This is a genomic window from Streptomyces sp. CGMCC 4.7035 (assembly GCF_031583065.1).
Taxonomy (GTDB): domain Bacteria; phylum Actinomycetota; class Actinomycetes; order Streptomycetales; family Streptomycetaceae; genus Streptomyces; species Streptomyces yaanensis.
Window position 1 is genome coordinate 1,293,255 of the sequence record NZ_CP134053.1, and the last position, 20,523, is coordinate 1,313,777.

18 protein-coding genes are annotated in these 20,523 nt (G+C 70.3%); 10 read left to right on the top strand and 8 right to left on the bottom strand.

The features are described from left to right. Positions 1-22: 22 nt before the first annotated feature. Complete coding sequence (locus Q2K21_RS05250) at positions 23-1,408, bottom strand: class II fumarate hydratase (RefSeq protein ID WP_310765905.1); 1,386 nt, start codon at positions 1,406-1,408, stop codon at positions 23-25. 105 nt (positions 1,409-1,513) lie between these two features. Between Q2K21_RS05250 and Q2K21_RS05255 the strand changes: the two genes are divergently transcribed. The 4 genes from Q2K21_RS05255 to Q2K21_RS05270 all read left to right on the top strand — a co-directional run bounded on the left by Q2K21_RS05255 (position 1,514) and on the right by Q2K21_RS05270 (position 5,647). Beyond that, positions 1,514-2,803, top strand: a complete 1,290-nt coding sequence (locus Q2K21_RS05255) for a sensor histidine kinase (RefSeq protein ID WP_310765907.1) — start codon at positions 1,514-1,516, stop codon at positions 2,801-2,803. Further along, the gene (locus tag Q2K21_RS05260) at positions 2,800-3,453 is read left to right on the top strand and encodes a response regulator transcription factor (RefSeq protein WP_310765909.1); all 654 of its coding nucleotides are present in this window, start codon (positions 2,800-2,802) and stop codon (positions 3,451-3,453) included. Before Q2K21_RS05255 ends, Q2K21_RS05260 begins: the two co-directional genes overlap by 4 nt. Positions 3,454-3,716: 263 nt before the next feature. Then, the gene (locus tag Q2K21_RS05265; RefSeq protein ID WP_310765911.1) at positions 3,717-4,658 is read left to right on the top strand and encodes an ABC transporter ATP-binding protein; all 942 of its coding nucleotides are present in this window, start codon (positions 3,717-3,719) and stop codon (positions 4,656-4,658) included. A 5-nt stretch (positions 4,659-4,663) separates the two neighbouring features. Further along, positions 4,664-5,647 (top strand): ABC transporter permease, encoded by a 984-nt coding sequence (locus tag Q2K21_RS05270; protein WP_310765913.1) that lies wholly within the window; start codon positions 4,664-4,666, stop codon positions 5,645-5,647. Between the two features lie 127 nt (positions 5,648-5,774). Here Q2K21_RS05270 and Q2K21_RS05275 read toward each other — a convergent pair whose 3' ends face one another. After that, positions 5,775-7,445 carry a fumarate hydratase gene (locus Q2K21_RS05275; RefSeq protein WP_310765915.1) on the bottom strand — a complete coding sequence of 557 codons (1,671 nt, stop codon included), beginning with the start codon at positions 7,443-7,445 and terminating at the stop codon, positions 5,775-5,777. 236 nt (positions 7,446-7,681) lie between these two features. On the opposite strand from Q2K21_RS05275, the gene Q2K21_RS05280 reads away from it, so the two are divergent. After that, positions 7,682-8,398, top strand: coding sequence for a DUF1707 SHOCT-like domain-containing protein (locus tag Q2K21_RS05280; protein WP_310765918.1), 717 nt, complete (start codon positions 7,682-7,684; stop codon positions 8,396-8,398). A 163-nt stretch (positions 8,399-8,561) separates the two neighbouring features. Beyond that, the gene (locus Q2K21_RS05285) at positions 8,562-8,933 is read left to right on the top strand and encodes a WhiB family transcriptional regulator (RefSeq protein WP_310765920.1); all 372 of its coding nucleotides are present in this window, start codon (positions 8,562-8,564) and stop codon (positions 8,931-8,933) included. 91 nt (positions 8,934-9,024) lie between these two features. Here Q2K21_RS05285 and glpX read toward each other — a convergent pair whose 3' ends face one another. Further along, entirely contained in the window at positions 9,025-10,062 is a 1,038-nt protein-coding gene (gene glpX, locus Q2K21_RS05290) for a class II fructose-bisphosphatase (RefSeq protein WP_310765922.1), read from the bottom strand. A 126-nt stretch (positions 10,063-10,188) separates the two neighbouring features. On the opposite strand from glpX, the gene Q2K21_RS05295 reads away from it, so the two are divergent. Next, positions 10,189-10,710, top strand: a complete 522-nt coding sequence (locus Q2K21_RS05295; protein ID WP_310765924.1) for a DUF4245 domain-containing protein — start codon at positions 10,189-10,191, stop codon at positions 10,708-10,710. A gap of 64 nt (positions 10,711-10,774) precedes the next feature. Here the strand turns inward: Q2K21_RS05295 and Q2K21_RS05300 are convergent, their stop codons facing one another. From Q2K21_RS05300 to xseA, 3 genes are all read right to left on the bottom strand, one after another. Further along, positions 10,775-11,365, bottom strand: coding sequence for a malonic semialdehyde reductase (locus tag Q2K21_RS05300; RefSeq protein WP_310765926.1), 591 nt, complete (start codon positions 11,363-11,365; stop codon positions 10,775-10,777). A 158-nt stretch (positions 11,366-11,523) separates the two neighbouring features. After that, the gene (locus Q2K21_RS05305) at positions 11,524-11,757 is read right to left on the bottom strand and encodes an exodeoxyribonuclease VII small subunit (protein ID WP_310765929.1); all 234 of its coding nucleotides are present in this window, start codon (positions 11,755-11,757) and stop codon (positions 11,524-11,526) included. Positions 11,758-11,766: 9 nt separating this feature from the next. Further along, complete coding sequence (gene xseA, locus Q2K21_RS05310) at positions 11,767-12,984, bottom strand: exodeoxyribonuclease VII large subunit (RefSeq protein WP_310765931.1); 1,218 nt, start codon at positions 12,982-12,984, stop codon at positions 11,767-11,769. 97 nt (positions 12,985-13,081) lie between these two features. On the opposite strand from xseA, the gene Q2K21_RS05315 reads away from it, so the two are divergent. Next, complete coding sequence (locus tag Q2K21_RS05315; protein WP_310765933.1) at positions 13,082-14,077, top strand: 4-hydroxy-3-methylbut-2-enyl diphosphate reductase; 996 nt, start codon at positions 13,082-13,084, stop codon at positions 14,075-14,077. Positions 14,078-14,180: 103 nt separating this feature from the next. Then, positions 14,181-14,927 (top strand): polyphosphate--glucose phosphotransferase, encoded by a 747-nt coding sequence (gene ppgK, locus Q2K21_RS05320; protein WP_310765935.1) that lies wholly within the window; start codon positions 14,181-14,183, stop codon positions 14,925-14,927. A gap of 313 nt (positions 14,928-15,240) precedes the next feature. Here the strand turns inward: ppgK and Q2K21_RS35700 are convergent, their stop codons facing one another. Next, positions 15,241-15,654, bottom strand: coding sequence for a DUF6542 domain-containing protein (locus Q2K21_RS35700; RefSeq protein WP_386276029.1), 414 nt, complete (start codon positions 15,652-15,654; stop codon positions 15,241-15,243). A 440-nt stretch (positions 15,655-16,094) separates the two neighbouring features. On the opposite strand from Q2K21_RS35700, the gene ychF reads away from it, so the two are divergent. Continuing rightward, a complete protein-coding gene (gene ychF, locus Q2K21_RS05330; protein WP_310765939.1) occupies positions 16,095-17,183 on the top strand; it encodes a redox-regulated ATPase YchF in 1,089 nt (362 codons plus the stop codon). A 516-nt stretch (positions 17,184-17,699) separates the two neighbouring features. On the opposite strand, the gene Q2K21_RS05335 is transcribed toward ychF, so the two are convergent. Then, positions 17,700-20,453 carry an alpha/beta hydrolase gene (locus tag Q2K21_RS05335; RefSeq protein WP_310765941.1) on the bottom strand — a complete coding sequence of 918 codons (2,754 nt, stop codon included), beginning with the start codon at positions 20,451-20,453 and terminating at the stop codon, positions 17,700-17,702. Between the last annotated feature and the right edge of the window lie 70 nt (positions 20,454-20,523).

Consider the following 20,523-nt stretch of genomic DNA (forward strand, 5'->3'; position numbering starts at 1 on the left):
GCGGGTGTCGTGACGCGAGACGTTACGGATGCGTCATCCGCAGGACATCCAGCGCCTCGTCGAGCTGCTCCGAAGTGAGGTCGCCACGCTCCACGTACCCGGACTCCAGCACGACCTGACGGATCGTCTTGCGCTCGGCGAGCGCCTTCTTGGCGACCTTGGCGGCCTCCTCGTACCCGATGTACTTGTTGAGCGGGGTGACGACGGAGGGCGACGACTCGGCGTACTCACGGGCGCGTTCGCGGTGGGCGACGATGCCGTCGACGGTGCGGTCGGCCAGCAGCCGGGACACGTTGGCGAGCAGCCGAATGGACTCGAGAACGTTCTTGGCGATGACCGGCAGCATGACATTGAGCTCGAAGTTGCCGGAGGCTCCGGCGGTGGCGATGGTCGCGTCGTTCCCGATGACCTGGGCGGCGACCATGAGGACGGCCTCGGGGATGACGGGATTGACCTTGCCGGGCATGATCGAGGAGCCGGGCTGGAGGTCGGGAAGGGAGATCTCGGCGAGCCCGGTCCGGGGACCGGAGGACATCCACCGCAGATCATTGGAGATCTTGGTCAACCCGACGGCGATGGTCCTGAGCTGCCCGCTGGCCTCGACGATCCCGTCCCTGGCGCCCTGCGCCTCGAAGTGGTCGCGGGCCTCCGTCAGCGGCAGTCCGGTGACCCGGGCGACCTCGGCGATGACGGCGGCGGAGAAACCGGGCGGGGTGTTGATCCCGGTGCCGACCGCGGTACCGCCCAGCGGCAGCTCGGCGAGCCGCGGCAGCGAGGCGTGCAGCCGCTCGACGCCGTACCGCACCTGGGCGGCGTATCCGCCGAACTCCTGCCCCAGGGTCACCGGGGTCGCGTCCATCAGATGGGTCCGCCCGGACTTCACGACGTCCGCGAACTCCTCGGCCTTGCGCTCCAGGGAACCGGCGAGGTGCTCAAGGGCCGGGATGAGATCGCGGGTGACGGCGGCGGTCGCGGCGATGTGAAGGGAGGACGGGAAGACGTCGTTGGACGACTGAGACGCGTTCACGTGGTCGTTGGGGTGCACGCCCCTGCCGAGCCGCTCGCCGGCGAGCGTGGCGATGACCTCGTTGGTGTTCATGTTGGACGACGTCCCGGATCCCGTCTGGAACACGTCGACCGGGAAGTGCTCGTCCCACTTGCCCTCGGCGACCTCACGGGCGGCCTCCTGGATCGCCTCGGCGACGTCCTTGTCCAGCACCCCGAGCTCGGCGTTCACCTTCGCCGCGGCCCCCTTGATCCGCGCCAGCGCCTCGATGTGGGCCCGCTCGATGCGCTGGCCCGAGATGGGGAAGTTCTCGACGGCACGCTGGGTCTGGGCGCGCCACTTAGCGTCGGCGGGGACCCGTACCTCACCCATGGAGTCGTGCTCGATCCGGTATTCGCTCATGCCGGTTATAGCGACGAGGACCGTGGGGATGTTCCGGGGTTTGGGCCGCTCGGGTACCTCGCCGGTGATTCTTGCCACGCGGAGCCCCGCCGGTACGGTGACGCCGTGCACATATCGATGATCACCGGCCCAAAGACCACTCAGCGTCGGTTGCTGCGGCGGGTGGGTGCTCTGGGACTGGCCGCGCTGTTCGCCCTGGTGTTGTTCATCGACGTCTACGACCGCACGGTGCCCTCGCCCTCCGACGCCGAGCCCTACGTCGGTGACTGGGTGCCGGTGTACTCCGGAGCGCTGTCGGCGGTGCTCGCCTCGTCGGTGGTGTTCAGCCGCCGAGTGCGCCCCGCGGATGCGACCGCCGTGGCGGCGGTCGTCAGTGTCGTGACCTCTGCCGCCTACCCCCACCTGAACCGGAACATGGTGACCGGCGAGCACAGTTGGGCCGAGACGCTGGGATTGCTGGTGCTGGTGGCGCTGGCCGTGCGCAGTTGTCCTCCCCGCCGGGCCGTGCCGGCCGTAGCCGCGACGGCTGTGGCACTCGCCGCCGTGCCCTGGTACCGCGACCCGGAATCCTCGATCGGCTGGGCGCTCCTCCTGGCGCTGGTGGGCGCCGTCGGCTGTGGCCTGCTGCTGCGTCTGGTCCAGGCACACCGGGCCCAGGGAGCGCAGTTGCTCCGGCAGGAGGAACGGCTGGCTCTCTCGCGTGACCTGCACGACACCGTCGCCCATCAGATGACCGGGATCGTCGTCCAGGCACAGGCGGCCCGCCATGTGGCGCAGGCCGGTACCGCCGATCCCCAGGCGCTGGCCGAGGCGCTGGGCATCATCGAGAACGCGGGGAAGGAAGCGCTCACGTCGATGCGGCAGCTGGTGGGCGCGTTGCGTGACGAGGGGCCGGCACGTGACTCGGAATCGCTCGGTCAGGTCGTCGCCCGGATCGTCGAGGAGGTCCGGGCCACGGGGCTGCCGGTGCGCCTGGACACCGGGGGCCGATTGCCGGACAGCGTTCCGGTGGAGGTGGCCGGCGCCCTGGGCCGGGTCGTCCAGGAGGCGTTGACCAACGCGCAACGCTATGCCACTGGTGCCCGCTCGGTGGACGTGACGCTCCGCGTCGGCGGCCGGAACGCCGAGCTGCTCGTCGAGGACGACGGGCACGGCCCTGATCCCGGTCCACGGGAGAACCTCGGCGGCGGATACGGGATCACCGGCATGCGCGAGCGGATCGAACTGCTGGGCGGCCGTTTGGAGGCCGGCCCCCGGCCGGGCGGCGGGTGGTACGTGCGTGCCTCGGTGCCACTGCGAGGTGCCAAGGCGGCACACCGCACGCTGCCGGACCGGGCCCGGAAGGCCGCCGGACCGCCGAGCCCGCGGCCGGCGGACGAAAGCGGGGCGGCGTGACGATCCGCGTCCTGGTGGCCGACGACCAGTACCTGGTGCGGGCGGGCTTCCGCATGATCCTCTCGGCCGAGCCCGACATCGAGGTCGTCGCCGAGGCCGCCGACGGGCTGTCCACGCTCTCCCTGGTCCGTGAGACCCGCCCCGATGTCTGTCTGCTGGACATCCAGATGCCGCCCCCCGACGGACTGGAGATCACCCGCAGACTGGCGGCCGGCGGCTCGCCCGGTGCGCCGAAGGTGGTCGTGGTCACCACCTTCGACCTCGACGAATACGTCTATACGGCGTTGGAGAACGGTGCTTCCGGTTTCCTCCTCAAGGACGCCGGACCCGCCTTGCTCGTCGAGGCCGTGCGGGCTGCGGCGCGGGGCGACGCGCTGGTCTCCCCCCAGATCACTCTCCGCCTGCTGCGGCACTTCTCCCACGGCCAGCGGCGAGCTCAGGCATCGCGGCCGGCCGAGCAGCTGACGGAGCGGGAGAGGGAGGTCGTCCGTGCCATCGCCCGCGGTCTGACCAATCCGGAGATCGCGGCGGAGCTGTTCATCGCTCCCAGCACGGTCAAGACCCATGTCACCTCGGTGCAGGCCAAGTTGGGTGCCCGCAACCGGGTGGAGGTGGCCGCGTGGGCGTTCCGGACGGGCCTGGTGTCGTGAACCGGCGCGGGCGAAGCGGAGGCAGGAGGGGGGCCGTCCGGACGACCGGCGCCGCCCGCAGCCTCCCGCCCGTCATCCCACCGTCCCACGTGAACGTACGTTGCTCCAGCGCGTGAAACGGTGGCCGATCTCCCCCGATCGGGGGATACGGACCGGATGTTCGGGGGATCCGCCGCACGCCGCAGTTACGGGATTCTCGAGTCGGCCGCCGAGACCGGGCGGTCGCCGGAAGCAGTAACAGCACCGCAGGACAAGGAGCTCAAGTGACCACGGCCATAGGCAATCGGGGGTTCGCGGGGGAGGCCGCGATCGAGGCGTACGGCGTGGGAAAGCGGTACCGGCGCGGCTGGGCCCTCAAAGACTGCTCGTTCCGGCTGCCGGCTGGGCGGGTCTGTGGGCTCGTCGGCCCGAACGGCGCGGGCAAGAGCACGCTGATGGGGATGGCGGTGAACCTGCTCCAGCCGACGACGGGCGCCATCCGGGTGTTCGGCGCGACGCCGGGATCCGAGGAGGCGGGCCGGCGCACCGCTTTCCTCGGCCAGGACAAGCCGCTGTTCCGACGGTTCACCGTCGCCGAGATGCTGCGCCTGGGCCGGGAGCTGAACCCCGTCTGGGACCAGGGAACCGCCGAGGCGATCGTCCATTCCGGCGATGTGCCCTTCGACGCGCGGATCGGCACGCTCTCCGGCGGCCAGCGCACCCGAGTGGCCTTCGCCCTGGCCTTCGGCAGGCGTCCCGACCTGCTGATCCTCGACGAGCCGATGGCCGACCTCGACCCGCTGGTACGCCAGGAACTCACGTCCCTCCTGCTGGCGGAGGCCGCCGAGCACGGCACCACCGTGCTGTTGTCCTCCCACCTGCTCGCCGACCTGGAGAGCACCTGCGACTACCTCGTCGTCGTCGCATCGGGCGGCGTTCGCCTGGCAGGCGAGGTCGACGAACTCCTCACGGCCCACACCCTGCTCACCGGGGCCGACAGAGGTGACGGTGTCCGCCAGGACCTCGCTCGGCACACGGTCGTCGAATCCCGCGTCAACGGTGGACAGGTCACCGTGCTGACCCGCCCCGACGGACCCGTCGCCGGCCCCTGGCGGGCCCAGGCACCCGCCCTCGAAGAGGTCCTCCTCGCCTACCTCCGCAACCCCGACACATCACCCCTGATCACCCCCAGCGCCCAGGTCCGGAAGGCGGCGGCAGCAGCATGAGCACCATGACCACCGCCCCCGCCGGGGCCACCGGGACCTCCCGCCGCGGCCCGAGGCTCAGCGGCCTGACCTGGCTGGTGTGGCGCCAGCACCGAGCCGCGTTCTGGACCGGGCTGACCGTCACCGCCGCGGGCATCGCATGGTTCGCCTACCAGCGCGCGAACATGATGGACTACCTCGACTCGGTCGGCTGGCCCCACCCGAAGTCGCCCACCTGGTCGGCCGGCTTCGAGACATACGAATCCCAGCTGTCCGACTTCTCGTCCGTACTGGGCCTCCTGCCCGTCCTGGTGGGCGTCTTCCTGGGTGCCCCGCTCATCGCGAACGACCTGGAGCACGGCACCGGCAGGCTCGTCACGTCGCAGGCGGTGAGCCGCGGCCGCTGGCTCGCCATGAAGCTCGGGACGGCCGCGCTCGTGGTCACCGTGTGCACCACGGCGCTCTCCGTCGCGTTCGGCTGGTGGCTGGGACCGGTCCGCGACCAGAACGGGGTCCTCTACTGGCTGGCGGGCAGCGTCACAGGCCCGCTGCCGGTGGCACTCGGCTTGTTCACGACGGCCGCGGGCGTGGCGATCGGCATGGTCCTGCGCCGCACGCTGCTGTCCATGGTGGTCACCTTCGGTTTCGCCGTCACGGTGGAACTCGTCTGGGCCACTTGCTGGCCGCAGCTCGGCAACGCGGTGACGGCCACCACGCGTCACGGCGTCGGCGACGGCACGTTCCCGCAGCTTCCCGAAACCGCCTACGACCTGAACCAGTCCTACCTCACCGGCTCGGGCGAACTCCTCAGCAGCAACAGCTGTGCCCTGGAGAACGAACAGGCGATCAACGCCTGCCTCAAGCAGAAGGACATCGTCGGCTGGTCGGTGGACTACCTGCCCGCATCGCAGCTGTCCCCCACGATGTGGACCGGAACCGCGATCCTGCTCACCCTCACCGCTGCCGCCACCGCGTTCGTCTTCTGGTGGGGCCGCAAGCGGCTGTACTGACCGACCTGGGAGAACCGAGAGCCCCCGGCAACGGCCAGGGGCTCTCGACGAGCGTCACCACGCGGCCCCGTGTGGTGCCGGGGCCCCGGCAACTCGCCAGGGGCTCTCTGCGGGTGTCGCTGCCGGGTCAGACCAGGCCGGGTCCCCGCACCGGGATGCTGGTGAACGTCGGCTGAGAGAGTTGCTGCGGGCTGAAGAAGTCGTTGCCCTTGTCGTCCACGACGATGAACGCCGGGAAGTCCTCGACCTCGATCTTCCAGACGGCCTCCATGCCGAGTTCCTCGTACTCGACGACCTCGACCTTCTTGATGCAGTCCTGGGCGAGACGGGCGGCGGGGCCGCCGATCGAGCCCAGGTAGAAGCCGCCGTGCGAGGCGCACGCATCGGTGACCTGCTTGCTCCGGTTGCCCTTCGCCAGCATCACCTTGGAGCCGCCCGCCGCCTGGAACTGCTCCACGTAGGAGTCCATACGGCCGGCCGTGGTCGGGCCGAAGGAACCGGACGCGTAGCCCTCCGGGGTCTTGGCGGGGCCCGCGTAGTACACCGGGTGGTCCTTCAGGTACTGCGGCATCTCCTCGCCCGCGTCCAGCCGCTCCTTGATCTTGGCGTGCGCGATGTCGCGCGCCACGACCAGCGGCCCGGACAGCGAAAGCCGCGTCTTCACCGGGTACTTGGTCAGCTCGGCGAGGATGTCGTCCATCGGCTGGTTCAGGTCGATGCGCACGACGTCTCCGTCCTGCTCCAGGTGCTCGTCCGTCGTCTCCGGCAGGAACCGCGCCGGGTCCGTCTCCAGCTGCTCCAGGAACACGCCCTCGGCCGTGATCTTCGCGACCGCCTGCCGGTCCGCCGAGCAGGAGACCGCGATGGCGACCGGACAGGACGCGCCGTGACGCGGCAGGCGGACCACGCGGACGTCGTGGCAGAAGTACTTGCCGCCGAACTGCGCCCCGATCCCGATCTTCTGCGTGAGCTCGAAGACCTTCTCCTCCAGCTCCTTGTCCCGGAAGCCGTGGCCCAGCTCGGAGCCCTCGGCCGGCAGCTCGTCCAGGTAGTGCGCGGAGGCGTACTTCGCGGTCTTCAGCGCGTACTCGGCGCTCGTACCGCCGACGACGATCGCCAGGTGGTACGGCGGGCAGGCTGCCGTGCCCAGCGAGCGGATCTTCTCCTCCAGGAACTTCATCATGGAGGCCTCGTTCAGGACGGCCTTCGTCTCCTGGTACAGGAAGGACTTGTTGGCGGAGCCGCCGCCCTTCGCCATGAACAGGAACTTGTAGGCGCCGCCGTCCGTCGCGTACAGCTCGATCTGCGCCGGCAGGTTCGAGCCGGTGTTCTTCTCCTCCCACATGGTGAGCGGAGCCATCTGCGAGTACCGCAGGTTCAGCTTGGTGTACGCGTCGAAGATGCCGCGGGAGAGAGCCTTCTCGTCCTCACCTTCGGTGAGGACGTTCTGCCCGCGCTTGCCCATCACGATCGCGGTGCCGGTGTCCTGGCACATGGGGAGCACGCCCGCCGCCGCGATGTTCGCGTTCTTCAGCAGGTCCAGCGCCACGAACTTGTCGTTCGCGGACGCCTCCGGGTCGTCGATGATGCGCCGCAGCTGGGCCAGGTGGGCCGGTCGCAGGTAGTGCTGGATGTCGTGGATGGCCTCCTCGGCCAGCTTGCGCAGCGCCTCCGGCTCGACCCTGAGGAACGTTCGCCCGTCGGCCTCGAAGGTGGAGACACCCTCGGAGGTCACCAGCCGATAGGGGGTGGTGTCCTCTCCCATGGGGAGCAGATCGGTGTACGCGAACTCAGGCATCTCGCCCATTCCTCACTAGACAGGCAGCATTCCAAGGCTCGGTTCGCCTCGTGGCTGGCCTCCGTTGGCAGCGCCCACCAGCGTAGAACCTGGCGTCGGCGGTGAGGCTGTGAGGTAAGGCTCAGTTCGACGGGGTGTACCGGCCGTGGCGCATGGAAGGGTTGAGGGCGGACAGGTTTTCCACAGGCCGGTCCGAAGGGTAGTCGCGATCTATCGCGTTTCGGTACGCTGCTGGCGTGGACCTTCACAAGAGCCCCGCCCCGACGGACCGTCAGCCCGTGCCCCCGGCCGAGCTGCGCTGCTCCGACGCCGACCGCGACCGCATCACCGACATCCTGCGCGAGGCCCTGGCCGAGGGCCGCCTCACCGCGGAGGAGCATGCCGAGCGCGTCGAGGGTGTGCTCGGCGCCAAGACGGTCGGCGAGCTGGAGCGGTTCGTCCGAGACCTGCCCGCGGGCCACGCGCGCCGCATCCCGCCGACGTACACACCGGCGCCCAGCCGGCCCACCCCGGGTTCGACACCCATCCAGCCCGACGAGAACGTGGTGGCGGTCTGCAGCAGCGCCGTGCGCAAAGGCCGCTGGCGCCCCGGCCGCCGTATGCACGCGTACGCGATCTTCGGCAGCGTCCTGATCGACCTGAGCGAGGCGATATTCGAGTACCAGCAGGTCGTGATCAAGGCGATCTCGGTCTTCGGCGACGTGACCATCCGCGTCCCGGAGAACGTCTCGCTGCGCGGCACCGGCGGCGGCGTGCTCGGCAACTTCGAGGTCAGCCCGCTGGATTCGGTCGAGCAGGACGCGCCCGTCATCTACGTGGACGGACTGGCCGTACTCGGGAGTGTCGAGGCAAAGCCCAAGCGCGGCAAGCTGGTCGCGGACATCCTCGATCGCGTGTCGGACCGCGTGTCGGGCAAGGTGGACAAGGCTTTGCGCAAACACCTGGACCGTTGACGCTTGTGAATCCGGTCGCGTCCGAAGCGAACCCCTCCCGTCCCTACGGCATGAACAGCCCCTGGAATTCCAGCGGTTCGGAACTCAGTGCATAGGCGCGCGCACAGCGGGTAGGCCTTGCTGCATCGTCTCTCGCTCGCGAAGCCGTCGTCAGGAGTAGACCGTGCTGCAACCGCCGCATTCGTCCTTGCAGGTCGCTGACGTTCCGCAGCAGCGGGTGCCAGTGCGCGACAGGGACCAGGACGCCCCGTGGCACACGGAGGCGGTGTGCCGGCGCGACGAGGCCGGCCTGTTCTTCGCGCCCTCCAAGGAACCCACCGCGGCCCGGCTCTCCCGCGAGGAGGCGGCCAAGCGGGTGTGTGCGCGCTGCCCGGTGATGGTCGAGTGCCGGGAACACGCGCTACTGCAGCCCGAGCCGTACGGCGTCTGGGGCGGCCTCACCGCCGCCGAGCGCCGTGTGGTGCTGGCCCGGCGCCGCCGCAGGGAGATGGAGCTCAAGAAGGCCGCGCGGGGGGCGATAGCCGCGGCGGGCTGAAGCAGGCGCACGGACCGCCAGGGAGTACGCGGGAAGGGCGCCCTCTCCGCACAGAGGGCGCCCCAGGCGTGCCCGTCGAGCCGAGCCCTGATTACTTTGCGCGGTCGAAGTCGATCGCGCTGTACGCGCGCAGCTTGCTCAGCCGGTGCACGGAGTCGATCCGGCGGACCGTGCCGGACTTCGAGCGCATGACGATCGAGTCGGTCGTGGCGGTCTCGGAGCGGTAGCGCACCCCGCGCAGCAGCTCGCCGTCCGTGATGCCGGTGGCGACGAAGAAGACGTTCTCGCCGGAGACCAGGTCGTCCGTGGTCAGCACCCGGTCGAGGTCGTGGCCCGCGTCGAGGGCCCGCTGCCGCTCCTCGTCGTCCTTGGGCCACAGCTTGCCCTGAATCGTGCCGCCCAGACACTTCACGGCGCAGGCGGAGATGATGCCCTCGGGCGTACCGCCGATGCCGAGCAGCAGGTCGATGCCGGTGCCCTCGCGCAGCGCCAGGATCGAGCCGGCGACATCGCCGTCCGAGATCAGTTTGATGCGCGCGCCGGTCTCCCGGACCTCCTGGATGAGGCCCTCGTGGCGCGGCCGGTCGAGGATGACGACGGTGACGTCCTCGGGCGTGGACCGCTTGGCCTTGGCGACCCGGCGGATGTTCACCGACACGGGCGCGTCGATGTCGACGAAGTCGGCGGCCTCGGGGCCGGTGACCAGCTTGTCCATGTAGAAGACGGCGGACGGGTCGAACATCGTGCCCCGGTCGGCGGCGGCCAGCACCGCGATCGCGTTCGGCATGCCCTTCGCGGTGAGCGTGGTGCCGTCGATCGGGTCCACGGCGATGTCGCACTCCGCGCCGGTCCCGTCGCCGACCTGCTCCCCGTTGAAGAGCATCGGGGCCTCGTCCTTCTCCCCTTCGCCGATGACGACGACGCCGTTCATCGACACGGTGGAGACGAGGGTCCGCATGGCGCGTACCGCCGCGCCGTCGGCGCCGTTCTTGTCCCCGCGGCCGACCCAGCGGCCCGCGGCCATCGCGGCGGCTTCGGTGACCCGGACGAGTTCGAGGGCGAGGTTGCGGTCGGGAGCCTCGGAAGGAACTTCGAGCTCGGACGGCAAGTGATGATGATTCTCGGTCATCGGAGCGCACCTTTCTGATACGACGACGGCCGGATGAGGGTGTTCCCACGACTCTATCGTCGGGCAGACAAAATGAGCAGGGGGCCCCACGGATGAGCAGACCCCTGCACCTGCGACGATAGGGGCGTGGCAGGTACGAAAGGCAAGCAGAAGACGGTCCGGGACATGATCCTCTCCCTGGGCCTGATCGGGCTGATGGCGGGCGTCATCTACGTCTTCATCCCGCACGACGACCGCGCTCCCGACCTCAAGCGGGTGGACTACCGCGTCGAGCTGCTCACGGCGCGCCGTTCGGCAACCTACCCGGTGGCGGCACCCGAAGGCCTGCCCGACACCTGGAAGGCCACCTCGGTGCGCTTCGAGGGCGACAAGTTCGACGCCTGGCACCTCGGCTTCCAGGACCCCAGGGGTGAGTACGTGGCGATCGAGCAGTCGTCTCAGAAGGCGACCACGTTCATCGACGAGGCCAGCCAGGGCGCCCAGGAGACCAAGGTCACGCAGGACATCGGCGGACAGACCTGGCGGCGCTACACCGGCGGCCGCTACGACGCGCTCGTGCTCAAGGACAAGGGCTCCACGACCGTGGTGACCGGCACGGCGTCGTTCGCGCAGCTGACGAAGATGGCGGAGTCGCTGAAGACGAAGTGAGCGGTGGTACGCGAAGGGCCCCCGGCGCCATTGACGGGGGCCCTTCGCGTGGGGGAGAACGGACTCAGACCGTGGTGACGACCTCGTCGAACTCCAGACGGGGGGAGCGCGGGTACCAGGCGTCCTGGCCCGGCTTGCCGATGTTGACGACCATCAGCGGGGTGTGGTCGTCGTCCAGGAACTCCTTCTGGACGCCGGCGAGGTCCACACCGGTCATCGGGCCGGCGGCGAGGCCCGCGGCGCGGACGCCGATGATGAAGTAGGCGGCCTGGAGGGCGGCGTTCAGCAAGGCGGCGCTCTCGCGGGCCGGACGCTCGGCGAAGAAGGCGTCCTTGGCCTGCGGGAAATGCGGGAAGAGCTGCGGCAGCTCCTCGTGGAACTCGTTGTCCGCGGAGAGGATCGCGACCAGCGGGGCGGTGGCGGTCTTGGCCTGGTTGCCCTCGGCCATGTGCTGCACAAGGCGCTCACGGGCCTCGGGGGAGCGGACCAGGGTGATGCGCAGCGGGGTCTGGTTGAAGGCCGTCGGGCCGTACTTGACCAGGTCGTAGATCGCCTGCACCTGCTCGTCGGTCACCGGCTCGTCGGTGAAGGTGTTCGCGGTGCGGGCCTCGCGGAACAGCAGGTCCTGGGCGGCGGGGTCAAGGGCGAGGGACATGAGAACTCTCTCGGGACGTGCGGTCGATCCAGTGGGGGGATCGGCTTGCTGCATCCGACAGTAAAGGTAGAAAGTTCAAGCTTCAACCACGGTGAGGGTGTGGTGAGCGGCTTCACAGGGTGAGGGGACGGCACCCCGGACCGGGGCCCGCCGCCGGGTCACCGCGAACCCGCCGCGCCCTCGCCCTCTTCCTCCTCGGCCAGCGCCGCGTCCAGCCGCTTCCGGGCGCCCTCCAGCCACGTCCGGCACACCTTGGCCAGCTCCTCCCCGCGCTCCCACAGCGCCAGGGACTCCTCCAGCGTCGTACCTCCGGCCTCCAGGCGCCGTACGACCTCGATCAACTCGTCCCGTGCCTGCTCGTACCCGAGTGCCTCGTCCGTCTTGCTGGTCATGCGCCCACCCTAAGATCCCTGGTTGTCGACCCGTACCGTGAACTCACCCTCGGCGACGCGCGCCCGCAGGGGCTCGCCCGCCGTCACCTCGTCCGGTGTGCGGACGACATGCCCGTCGGCCTTCTGCAGCACCGCATACCCCCGCCGCAGCGTCGCGGCCGGCGACAGCGCCACTACGCGCGCGTGCGTGTGCGCGAGCTCCGACTCGGCGCGGCCGAGCAGATGCCCGAGCGTGCGCCGACCGCGGTCGACCAGCGCGGCGACCTGGTCGGCCCGTTCGTCGACCATGCGGTGCGGATCCTCTATGCACGGCCGGGCCAGCGCGTGCGCGAGCCCCCGCTCCTCGCGCTCGACGAACGCCTGGACGCACCGCCGCGCCCGGTCCCGCAGCTGCCGTACGCGCAGCAGCTCCTCGCCGACGTCCGGCACTACCTTCTTGGCGGCGTCGGTCGGGGTCGAGGCGCGCAGGTCGGCCACGTAGTCCAGCAGCGGATTGTCCGGCTCGTGGCCGATGGCCGACACGACGGGCGTACGACAGCCCGCCACCGCCCGGACGAGCTGCTCGTCGGAGAACGGCAGCAGGTCCTCCACGCTGCCGCCGCCCCGCGCCACGATGATCACGTCGACGTCGTCGAGCGCGTCCAGCTCCTTCACCGCCTGGACGACCTGGGGCACGGCGTGCACGCCCTGCACCGGGACGTTGCGCACCTCGAAGCGGACGGCGGGCCAGCGATGCCGCGCGTTCTCCAGCACGTCGCGCTCCGCGGCCGAGGCCCGGCCGCAGACGAGCCCGATGAGCTGCGGCAGGAAGGGCAGAGGCTTCTTGCGCTCGGGCGCGAACAGCCCCTCGGCGGCGAGGGACTTCTTCAACTGCTCCAGCCGCGCGAGCAGTTCACCGACGCCCACGGGCCGTATCTCGGCGGCCCGCAGCGACAGCTGCCCCCTCGGGGCGTACCACTCGGGCTTGGCGTGGACGACGACACGGGCGCCCTCGCTCACGACGTCGGCGACGGCGTCGAACACCTGGCGGTAGCAGGTGACGCGCAGAGAGATGTCGTACGACGGATCGCGCAGCGTCAGGAAGACGACGCCGGCGCCGGGCCGCCGCGACAACTCCGTGATCTGCCCCTCGACCCAGATGGCCCCGAGCCGGTCGATCCATCCCCCGATGAGCCGCGACACCTCACCGACGGGCAGCGGTGTCTCCGCGGACGTGTTCACAGCCATGCGCCCGAGAGTAACGGCCCGTACTGACAAAGCAGGGGGTCCGCGCAGGAGACCGCCAGGGCCGGAGCGGGCGGGGCCCGGCACTACGATGGTTCGCATGACCGCTTCGCCTGGCCGCCGTGTTCTGCTCGCCGCCCCCCGGGGCTACTGCGCGGGTGTCGACCGTGCCGTGATCGCCGTCGAGAAGGCCCTCGAGCAGTACGGGGCCCCGATCTACGTCCGCCACGAGATCGTCCACAACAAGTACGTCGTGCAGACCCTGGAGAAGAAGGGCGCGATCTTCGTCGAGCAGACGGAGGAGGTGCCGCCGGGGAACATCGTCATGTTCTCGGCGCACGGCGTCGCGCCCACGGTCCACGAAGAGGCCGAGCAGGGCCGGCTCGCCACCATCGACGCGACCTGCCCGCTGGTCACCAAGGTCCACAAGGAGGCCGTCCGCTTCGCCAAGGAGGACTTCGACATCCTCCTGATCGGGCACGAGGGCCACGAAGAGGTCATCGGTACGTCCGGTGAGGCCCCGGACCACATCCAGCTGGTCGACGGCCCCGAGGACGTCGCCAAGGTGGAGGTCCGCGACCCGTCGAAGGTGGTGTGGCTGTCCCAGACCACGCTGTCGGTCGACGAGACCATGGAGACGGTCGACGCGCTGAAGGAGAAGTTCCCGCAGCTGATCTCCCCGCCCAGCGACGACATCTGCTACGCCACGCAGAACCGCCAGCTCGCGGTCAAGCAGATGGGCGCCGAGGCGGACCTGGTGATCGTGGTCGGCTCCCGCAACTCCTCGAACTCCAAGCGCCTCGTCGAGGTCGCCAAGCTCGCCGGCGCGCGCGAGGCGTACCTCGTGGACTTCGCCCACGAGATCGACGAGGCCTGGCTGGAGGGCGTGTCGACGGTCGGCGTGACCTCGGGCGCCTCCGTGCCGGAGGTCCTGGTCGAGCAGGTCCTGGAGTGGCTCGCGCAGCGCGGCTTCGAGGACGTCGAGCTGGTCAAGGCGGCCGAGGAGTCCATCACCTTCTCGCTCCCCAAGGAACTCCGCCGCGACCTGCGCGCGGAGGCGGCGGCACTCGTCGCGGAGCGCACCGGCGGGGAGTGACGGCGCGCGGGAGCGCGCGGGAAGCGCGCACCGCGCCGAGTGGTCCGGTCCGTCGTACGGCGTCAGGAAGAGGCTGTCGGCCGTACGACGTACCGTGGTGCCCATGAAGATCTTCGGCGTGGACATCGGCGGTTCCGGAATCAAGGGCGCTCCCGTGGACCTGGACAGGGGCGATCTGGTGGAGGAGCGCTTCAAGGTGCTCACCCCGCACCCGGCGACGCCCGAGAGCGTGGCCGACGGGGTGAAGGAAGTCGTCGGCCACTTCGGCTGGACGGGCCCGGTGGGTATCACGTTCCCCGGAGTGGTCACCGGCGGCTCCACGATCCGTACGGCGGCGAACGTCGACAAGAGCTGGATCGACCTGGACGCACGCGCACTGTTCAGCGAGCGGCTGGGCGGCCTTCCGGTGACCGTGCTGAACGACGCGGACGCGGCGGGCGTGGCCGAGATGCAGTTCGGCGCGGGCCGCGACCGCCGGGGCACGGTCATCGTGCTCACGCTCGGCACGGGCATCGGCAGCGCCCTGTTCGCCGACGGCGTCCTCGTCCCGAACACCGAGCTGGGCCATCTGGAGCTGGGCGGCCACGACGCGGAGAAGCGCGCCTCCACGAAGGCCAAGGAGGACCACGACCTGACGTGGGAGCGCTGGGCCCGCCGGGTGCAGAAGTACCTCGCCCACGTGGAGATGCTGTTCTCCCCTGAGCTGCTCATCATCGGCGGCGGCGTCAGCCGCAAGTCCGAGAGGTTCCTGCCCCTGATCGAGGGCATCAAGGCGGAGATCGTCCCGGCGCAGCTGCAGAACAACGCGGGGATCGTGGGGGCCGCGATGAGGGCGGCGAAGGAGGCCTGACCACGGCGCTGACGGAGGGGCCGGGCTCCTGGCGGCCGGACGGGTCGTTGCCGTGCACCGTGCCGCGCGGCCGTACCTGTTACGGCGGCCCGCCGTGCCGGCGCCGTGTCTCCCGGCTGTACCGGTCACCGGGCCGGGCCCAGCCGGGCCGGACGGGCTGTCGCCGTGCCGCCCGGCCGGCCGGCCCTCAAGGGGCTGGACTGCCCGGCCCGGCGGCACTGGTCCCACATCGTGCGGCGGCGCTGTGCTGCCAGGCCCGGCGGTACTGGGCACACAGTGCGGCGGCGCCGTTCCGCCCAGCCAGCCGTACCGGTCACACCGTGCGGCGGCGCTGTGCCGCCCGGCGGCGCATCATCCGCAGCCTGCGTACGGTCGCGATGACACCCGCGACGAGCGTGCCGCCGTACAGCCAGCCCGCGTGGGTGGCGAGCGCGGTGACCAGCCCCACCAGCTGCCCGGCGAGCCCTTCGTCGCCGTCGGTCACGGTCAGCAGACCGAGGGCGAAGGCGATCGGCACCACCACGGGCGCGGTCACCAGGTCCCCGGGCCGCACCCACAGCGCGGTCAGCGCGCACACCGGCAGGAACAGCACGCCGTAGACCGTGAGGGACGCCCCGAACAGCAGTTGGTCGAGAAACCCGAGCGCGGCCATCACCGCCGCGCAGAACAACCCCCCGCCGAGGCTGGTGAGCCGGGGGTTGGGCGGGCGCCGTACGCCCTGGACCATCGGCGAGCCGCTCCGCACCGGAGCGGCCGGACGTCGCTGGACACCACCGCCGCCACCCCTCGCCGGCCGCGCCCCGGCGGCCCCGCCCCGCGCCTCGGGACGGCCGGGACCACCGGACCGGACGGGCCGGGCAGCGAGGCCGGACCGCACGGCCGCGGCTCCGTCCCGCCGGCCCTGCGGGGGAAGGGGCGCACCGCGTCGCGGTCCGTGTTGCGGGGGTCGCGTCCTGTGTTGCTCCACTGGACCAACTTAGGTCTGTTTATGTGTGGAATGACCCATCAGACACGCCGTTGGCGAGACCTTGGCCATGCGTTCGATACGTCGCCGGTGCGGTTCCGGGCACACCGTAGACTGGGGGATCGGCCCGCACGCTCTCCTGACGGACCCGGGCCCACACAGCCCCAGTCCAGTCCTCCACCTCACGTACGGGAAGTCGCAACGTGTCGCTCACGATCGGAATCGTCGGTCTGCCCAATGTCGGCAAGTCGACCCTGTTCAACGCCCTGACCAAGAACGACGTGCTGGCGGCCAACTACCCGTTCGCCACGATCGAGCCGAACGTCGGAGTCGTCGGCGTCCCCGACGCCCGTCTCACCAAGCTGGCCGAGATCTTCGGCTCGCAGCGGATCCTCCCGGCGACCGTCGACTTCGTCGACATCGCGGGCATCGTGCGCGGCGCGAGCGAGGGCGAGGGCCTCGGCAACAAGTTCCTCGCGAACATCCGTGAGTCGGACGCGATCTGCCAGGTCATCCGCGCCTTCAAGGACGAGAACGTCGTGCACGTGGACGGCAAGGTCTCGCCGAAGGACGACATCGAGACGATCAACACCGAGCTGATCCTCGCGGACCTGCAGACGATCGAGAAGGTCCTGCCGCGCCTGCAGAAGGAGTCGCGGATCAAGAAGGACGTCGCCCCGAAGGTGAAGGCCGTCGAGGAGGCGAAGGAGATCCTGGAGAAGGGCGACACGCTCTTCGCCCACGGCCTCGTCCAGGGCAGCGAGCGCGACGAACTCCTCCACGACCTGCACCTCCTCACCACCAAGCCCTTCCTCTACGTCTTCAACGTCGACGAGGACGAGCTGATGGACGACGCCTTCAAGGACGAGCAGCGCGCGCTGGTCGCCCCCGCCGAGGCGATCTTCCTCAACGCCAAGCTGGAGGCGGACCTCGCCGAGCTGGACGAGGACGAGGCCCTCGAACTTCTCCAGTCGGTCGGCCAGGACGAGCCGGGCCTCGCGACCCTGGCCCGCGTCGGGTTCAACACCCTCGGCCTGCAGACCTACCTCACGGCCGGTCCGAAGGAGTCCCGCGCCTGGACGATCAAGAAGGGCGCCACCGCCCCCGAGGCGGCCGGTGTCATTCACACCGACTTCCAGAAGGGCTTCATCAAGGCGGAGGTCATCTCCTTCGCGGACCTGGTCGCCACCGGTTCGGTGGCCGACGCCCGCGCCGCGGGCAAGGCCCGCATGGAGGGCAAGGAGTACGTGATGCAGGACGGGGACGTGGTGGAGTTCCGCTTCAACGTTTAGCGGTTGATCCCTGGATTTGCCGAGGTGCGGTTCAGAGGATAAAACCCCAGGTCAGGGGCCGGGTCTTACGATCTGGCCCCTGACCTGCTTTCCCTTGCTGATTCCGGCAAAGAGAAACGGCCCCCTGACACACAGGAGGCCGTTTGCGCCCGCCTGCTCAAGTGTCAGCGAGAGAAGGGGAAGGCGTGCGGCAGACGCTAGCACCCAGGCTGACCTGGGGCAATGCGCCGGTGAGTGCAGAGCAGGCCCAGCTTGGCCAGGTCGAAGTGCTAGGACGCTGCGCGGCTGTCTCGCGGCCTCCTGGCGGGGCCGGGGCCGGGCGGTTCCCAGTCGCTTCCGGAGCACCGACGGCAGTGGACCGAGCAATCAAGCCGAGTACGAGCCGATCCTCTTGCTGAGCGAGTGCTTGTGTGTTGCTGAGCGAGTGCTTGTCACTACGTGCTTCCGACGGCAGTCGTGGCGTGCCGGGGAACCGGTGCCACGACTGCCGCCACCTCGGGGGCGAAGACGGTCAGGCTAGGAAGCGTTCAGGACGGTGCCGGTGAACACCGGTCCGGTCGGCGGAGTGAGCAAGTCGTCGCCCTGCTGAAAGCGAATCGACTCCGCGGGTTCGGTCACTTCGTCCTTGAGCGTGGGCAGGGTCACTTCGGTGCTCAGCTGCCCGGCCGGGATGTCCACCCACCAAGCGAGATCCTGCACCTTGGACAGCGGGCGCTCGGGGTCCGGCGTCGCACCGGACGTCTCGAGCAGCCACTGCGGATCGACGTCCTTGGTGGACAGTTCGGCGCCGCCGGAGACCGGCTGCGCGAAGAACACCGTGTCGACACGCGTGTCGGCCGCTGTGGACAGCGTTACCCGCCACTTCAGGCTCTGGCCCTCGGTGACCTTGTCCTGGACGGGGGTGACGGTGATCGTGGGCCTCGGGTCGTCGTTCTTCACGCTCACGCCGCCGCGGGTCGAGCCGACGACGGCTCCCTTCACCGCCTTCACGAAGACATCGTGTTCCACGCCGTCGTCGTAGCGGGTGTTGCCCGTCACCTTCACCGGTACGTCGATGCCGGCGGCGCCGGGCCGCACGGTCACCAGCCGGCTCGTGGACTTGCCGGTTACGGGGTCGGCGACGTAGAACCGTGCCTGGCCGCTGCCGTGGCCGGTGACCTGGACGGGCACATGGTAGGTCCGGACGCCGGAGTCGCCTTCCTTGACGGTCAGCCGGCCGATGTCGACACGGGGCAGCGTGGCCGGCCGCACCGCGGGTGTGCCGGGGCGCCAGCCCCAGGCGTCCATCAGCCAGGCCCGCCCGTTGCGGGTGCGCGGCGTCAGTTCCAGGTTGGTCACCTGCTTCAGGTCCACTCCGGCCCGGGCCGCGGCGGTGAGCGGGAGGCGCAGTTCCCGGGCCCAGTAGGAGGCGGTCCGGTCGGTGCCCGGCAGGCCGTCGACGCGGACGCGGCCCAGCGTCGCCCGGTGGCCGGAGGCGTCGGCGACGGAGACGTCCAGCTGCGTTCCGGTGGTGTTGGGCGGCACGATCACACGCAGCGCGAGTGAGTCGGCTCCCGCGAGCGATACCGGCCGCGCGTTGCGCACCTGTACGGCGGAACCCGGTGCGGACCAGTTCAGCGCCACCGCCCGGCGGCCGACTTCCTTCCCGGTCTCCCAGCTGGCCTCCCAGACGGCGAAGTGCGGGGAGCCCCCAACGGTGGTGTCGGGGTTCAGGCAGACGGACGCCGGGTTCGGGTCTACCGCGGAGCACAGCCGGCCTCCGCCACCGTGGACGGTGACGGAGGTGTCCGGAAGGAACGCGCCGGTGCGGTTCGCGCCCACCGCGTCGGTGAGGACGCGTGCGGGATCCGCCGACGGGGCGCGCCGGCCGGAGCCGTCGAGCAGCGGAAGGACCTTGTCGTCACCGGCGACGAACAGCCGGGCGGCCGCCGCGATGTAGGTGGCGCCGGCCTTGTGCTGCTGTGCGGCGGTCAGCCGGGTGGCGGCACCCGGCGAGCACATCTTGTCCAGATGGTCGTCGTCGGACCAGAAGTCGTCCTCGGCCGGCGCCTGGGCCTGACCGGGAGTCCACTCGCTGTTGAAGAAGTTGTGGTTGGCACCCACCATGTAGACAGCGCTGTGCAGGGCGGTACCACGGCTGATCCCACGGGTGCCGTCCACGTACACCTGGCCCTGGAGGTCGGCCACGTCACCGTCACAGCCCGGCAGGATCGTCGCCGACGGCACGTCCGCGACCGGGTTCTGCCCGAAGATCGTCGGACCGATGAGCAGCATGCCACGGATGCGCCAGCGCACCGGGCCCCGGTAGCCGTCCTGGCGGGCCGGCGGCGGATAAAGGCTGTCCATCGCGGCGCGGTTGACGCCCTCGCCGCCCCGTGAGTGCCCCACCAGCAGCACCCGTGACAGGTCGGCCAGCGGCGCGTTCCGCACGATCGCCGGTGCCGTGTCGGGGTGGGCTGCCCAGTCCGCCCAGCGGGCGAGGTGGAGCCGTACCAGCGACGAACGGGCCTGCGCCCCGCTGTCCTCCAGCGGGCCGTCCTGCGCGTTGATGCCGTTGGCCGAGATGGACACGGTCACATACCCCTGTGACGCCAGGAGTTTCTGGTCCTGAAGGTAACCGCGGTAGCTGGGTACCGGCTTGGTGCCGGCCGGGCACGGCCAGGCGCCCTCCGACTCGCTGCTCCCGCCGTAGCAGGTGAAGTGGCGGCCGTGCAGGAACAGGGCGAGGGGGCGACGGCCGGTGGCATGGGTGGGGGCCACCACCACGGCCTTCATCTCGACGGGCTTCGCGAGACCGGGCAGCCGTACGGAGTTGAGGGTGTACTCGCCGGTGACGGTGCGGTACGAGCCCGGGGTGCCGGGGTCGACGGGGTTGGCCGGCAGCGCGGACGGCAGGTGGGGCGCCGAACGCTGCTCCTGCACACGTCCGTTGGTGTTGTCGGCGTCGGCGGCCGCATCGAGTCGGCGTCCGGCCGCGCGGACCTGAAGGTCGTTCAGGGCTTCCCGGCGTACCTCGCCGAGGTCGAGCCGGAACGTGCGCCCGTCGTTCTCGGCCTCGGGCCGGCCCAGCAGGCGGTCCCCGGCGTAGAACTCGACTCGGGCGTCCCCCATGGGCACCCGTGTCTTCGACCGCCATTCCAGCTGCTGGTGGGAGCCCTTGCCGGCGATCCGCCAGTCGGGAGGCAGTCCGTCGGCGATGTCGGCCGACGCCACCGATGTTCTGCTGTGGTACGGCTGTTGGGCCGACGCCGACTCCGCCGACACCCCCATCGCCGTGAGTACCGCCGCAGCGGTGACCCATATTCGCCGGGCACGGATCAAAATTGCTGTCCTCCTCCGG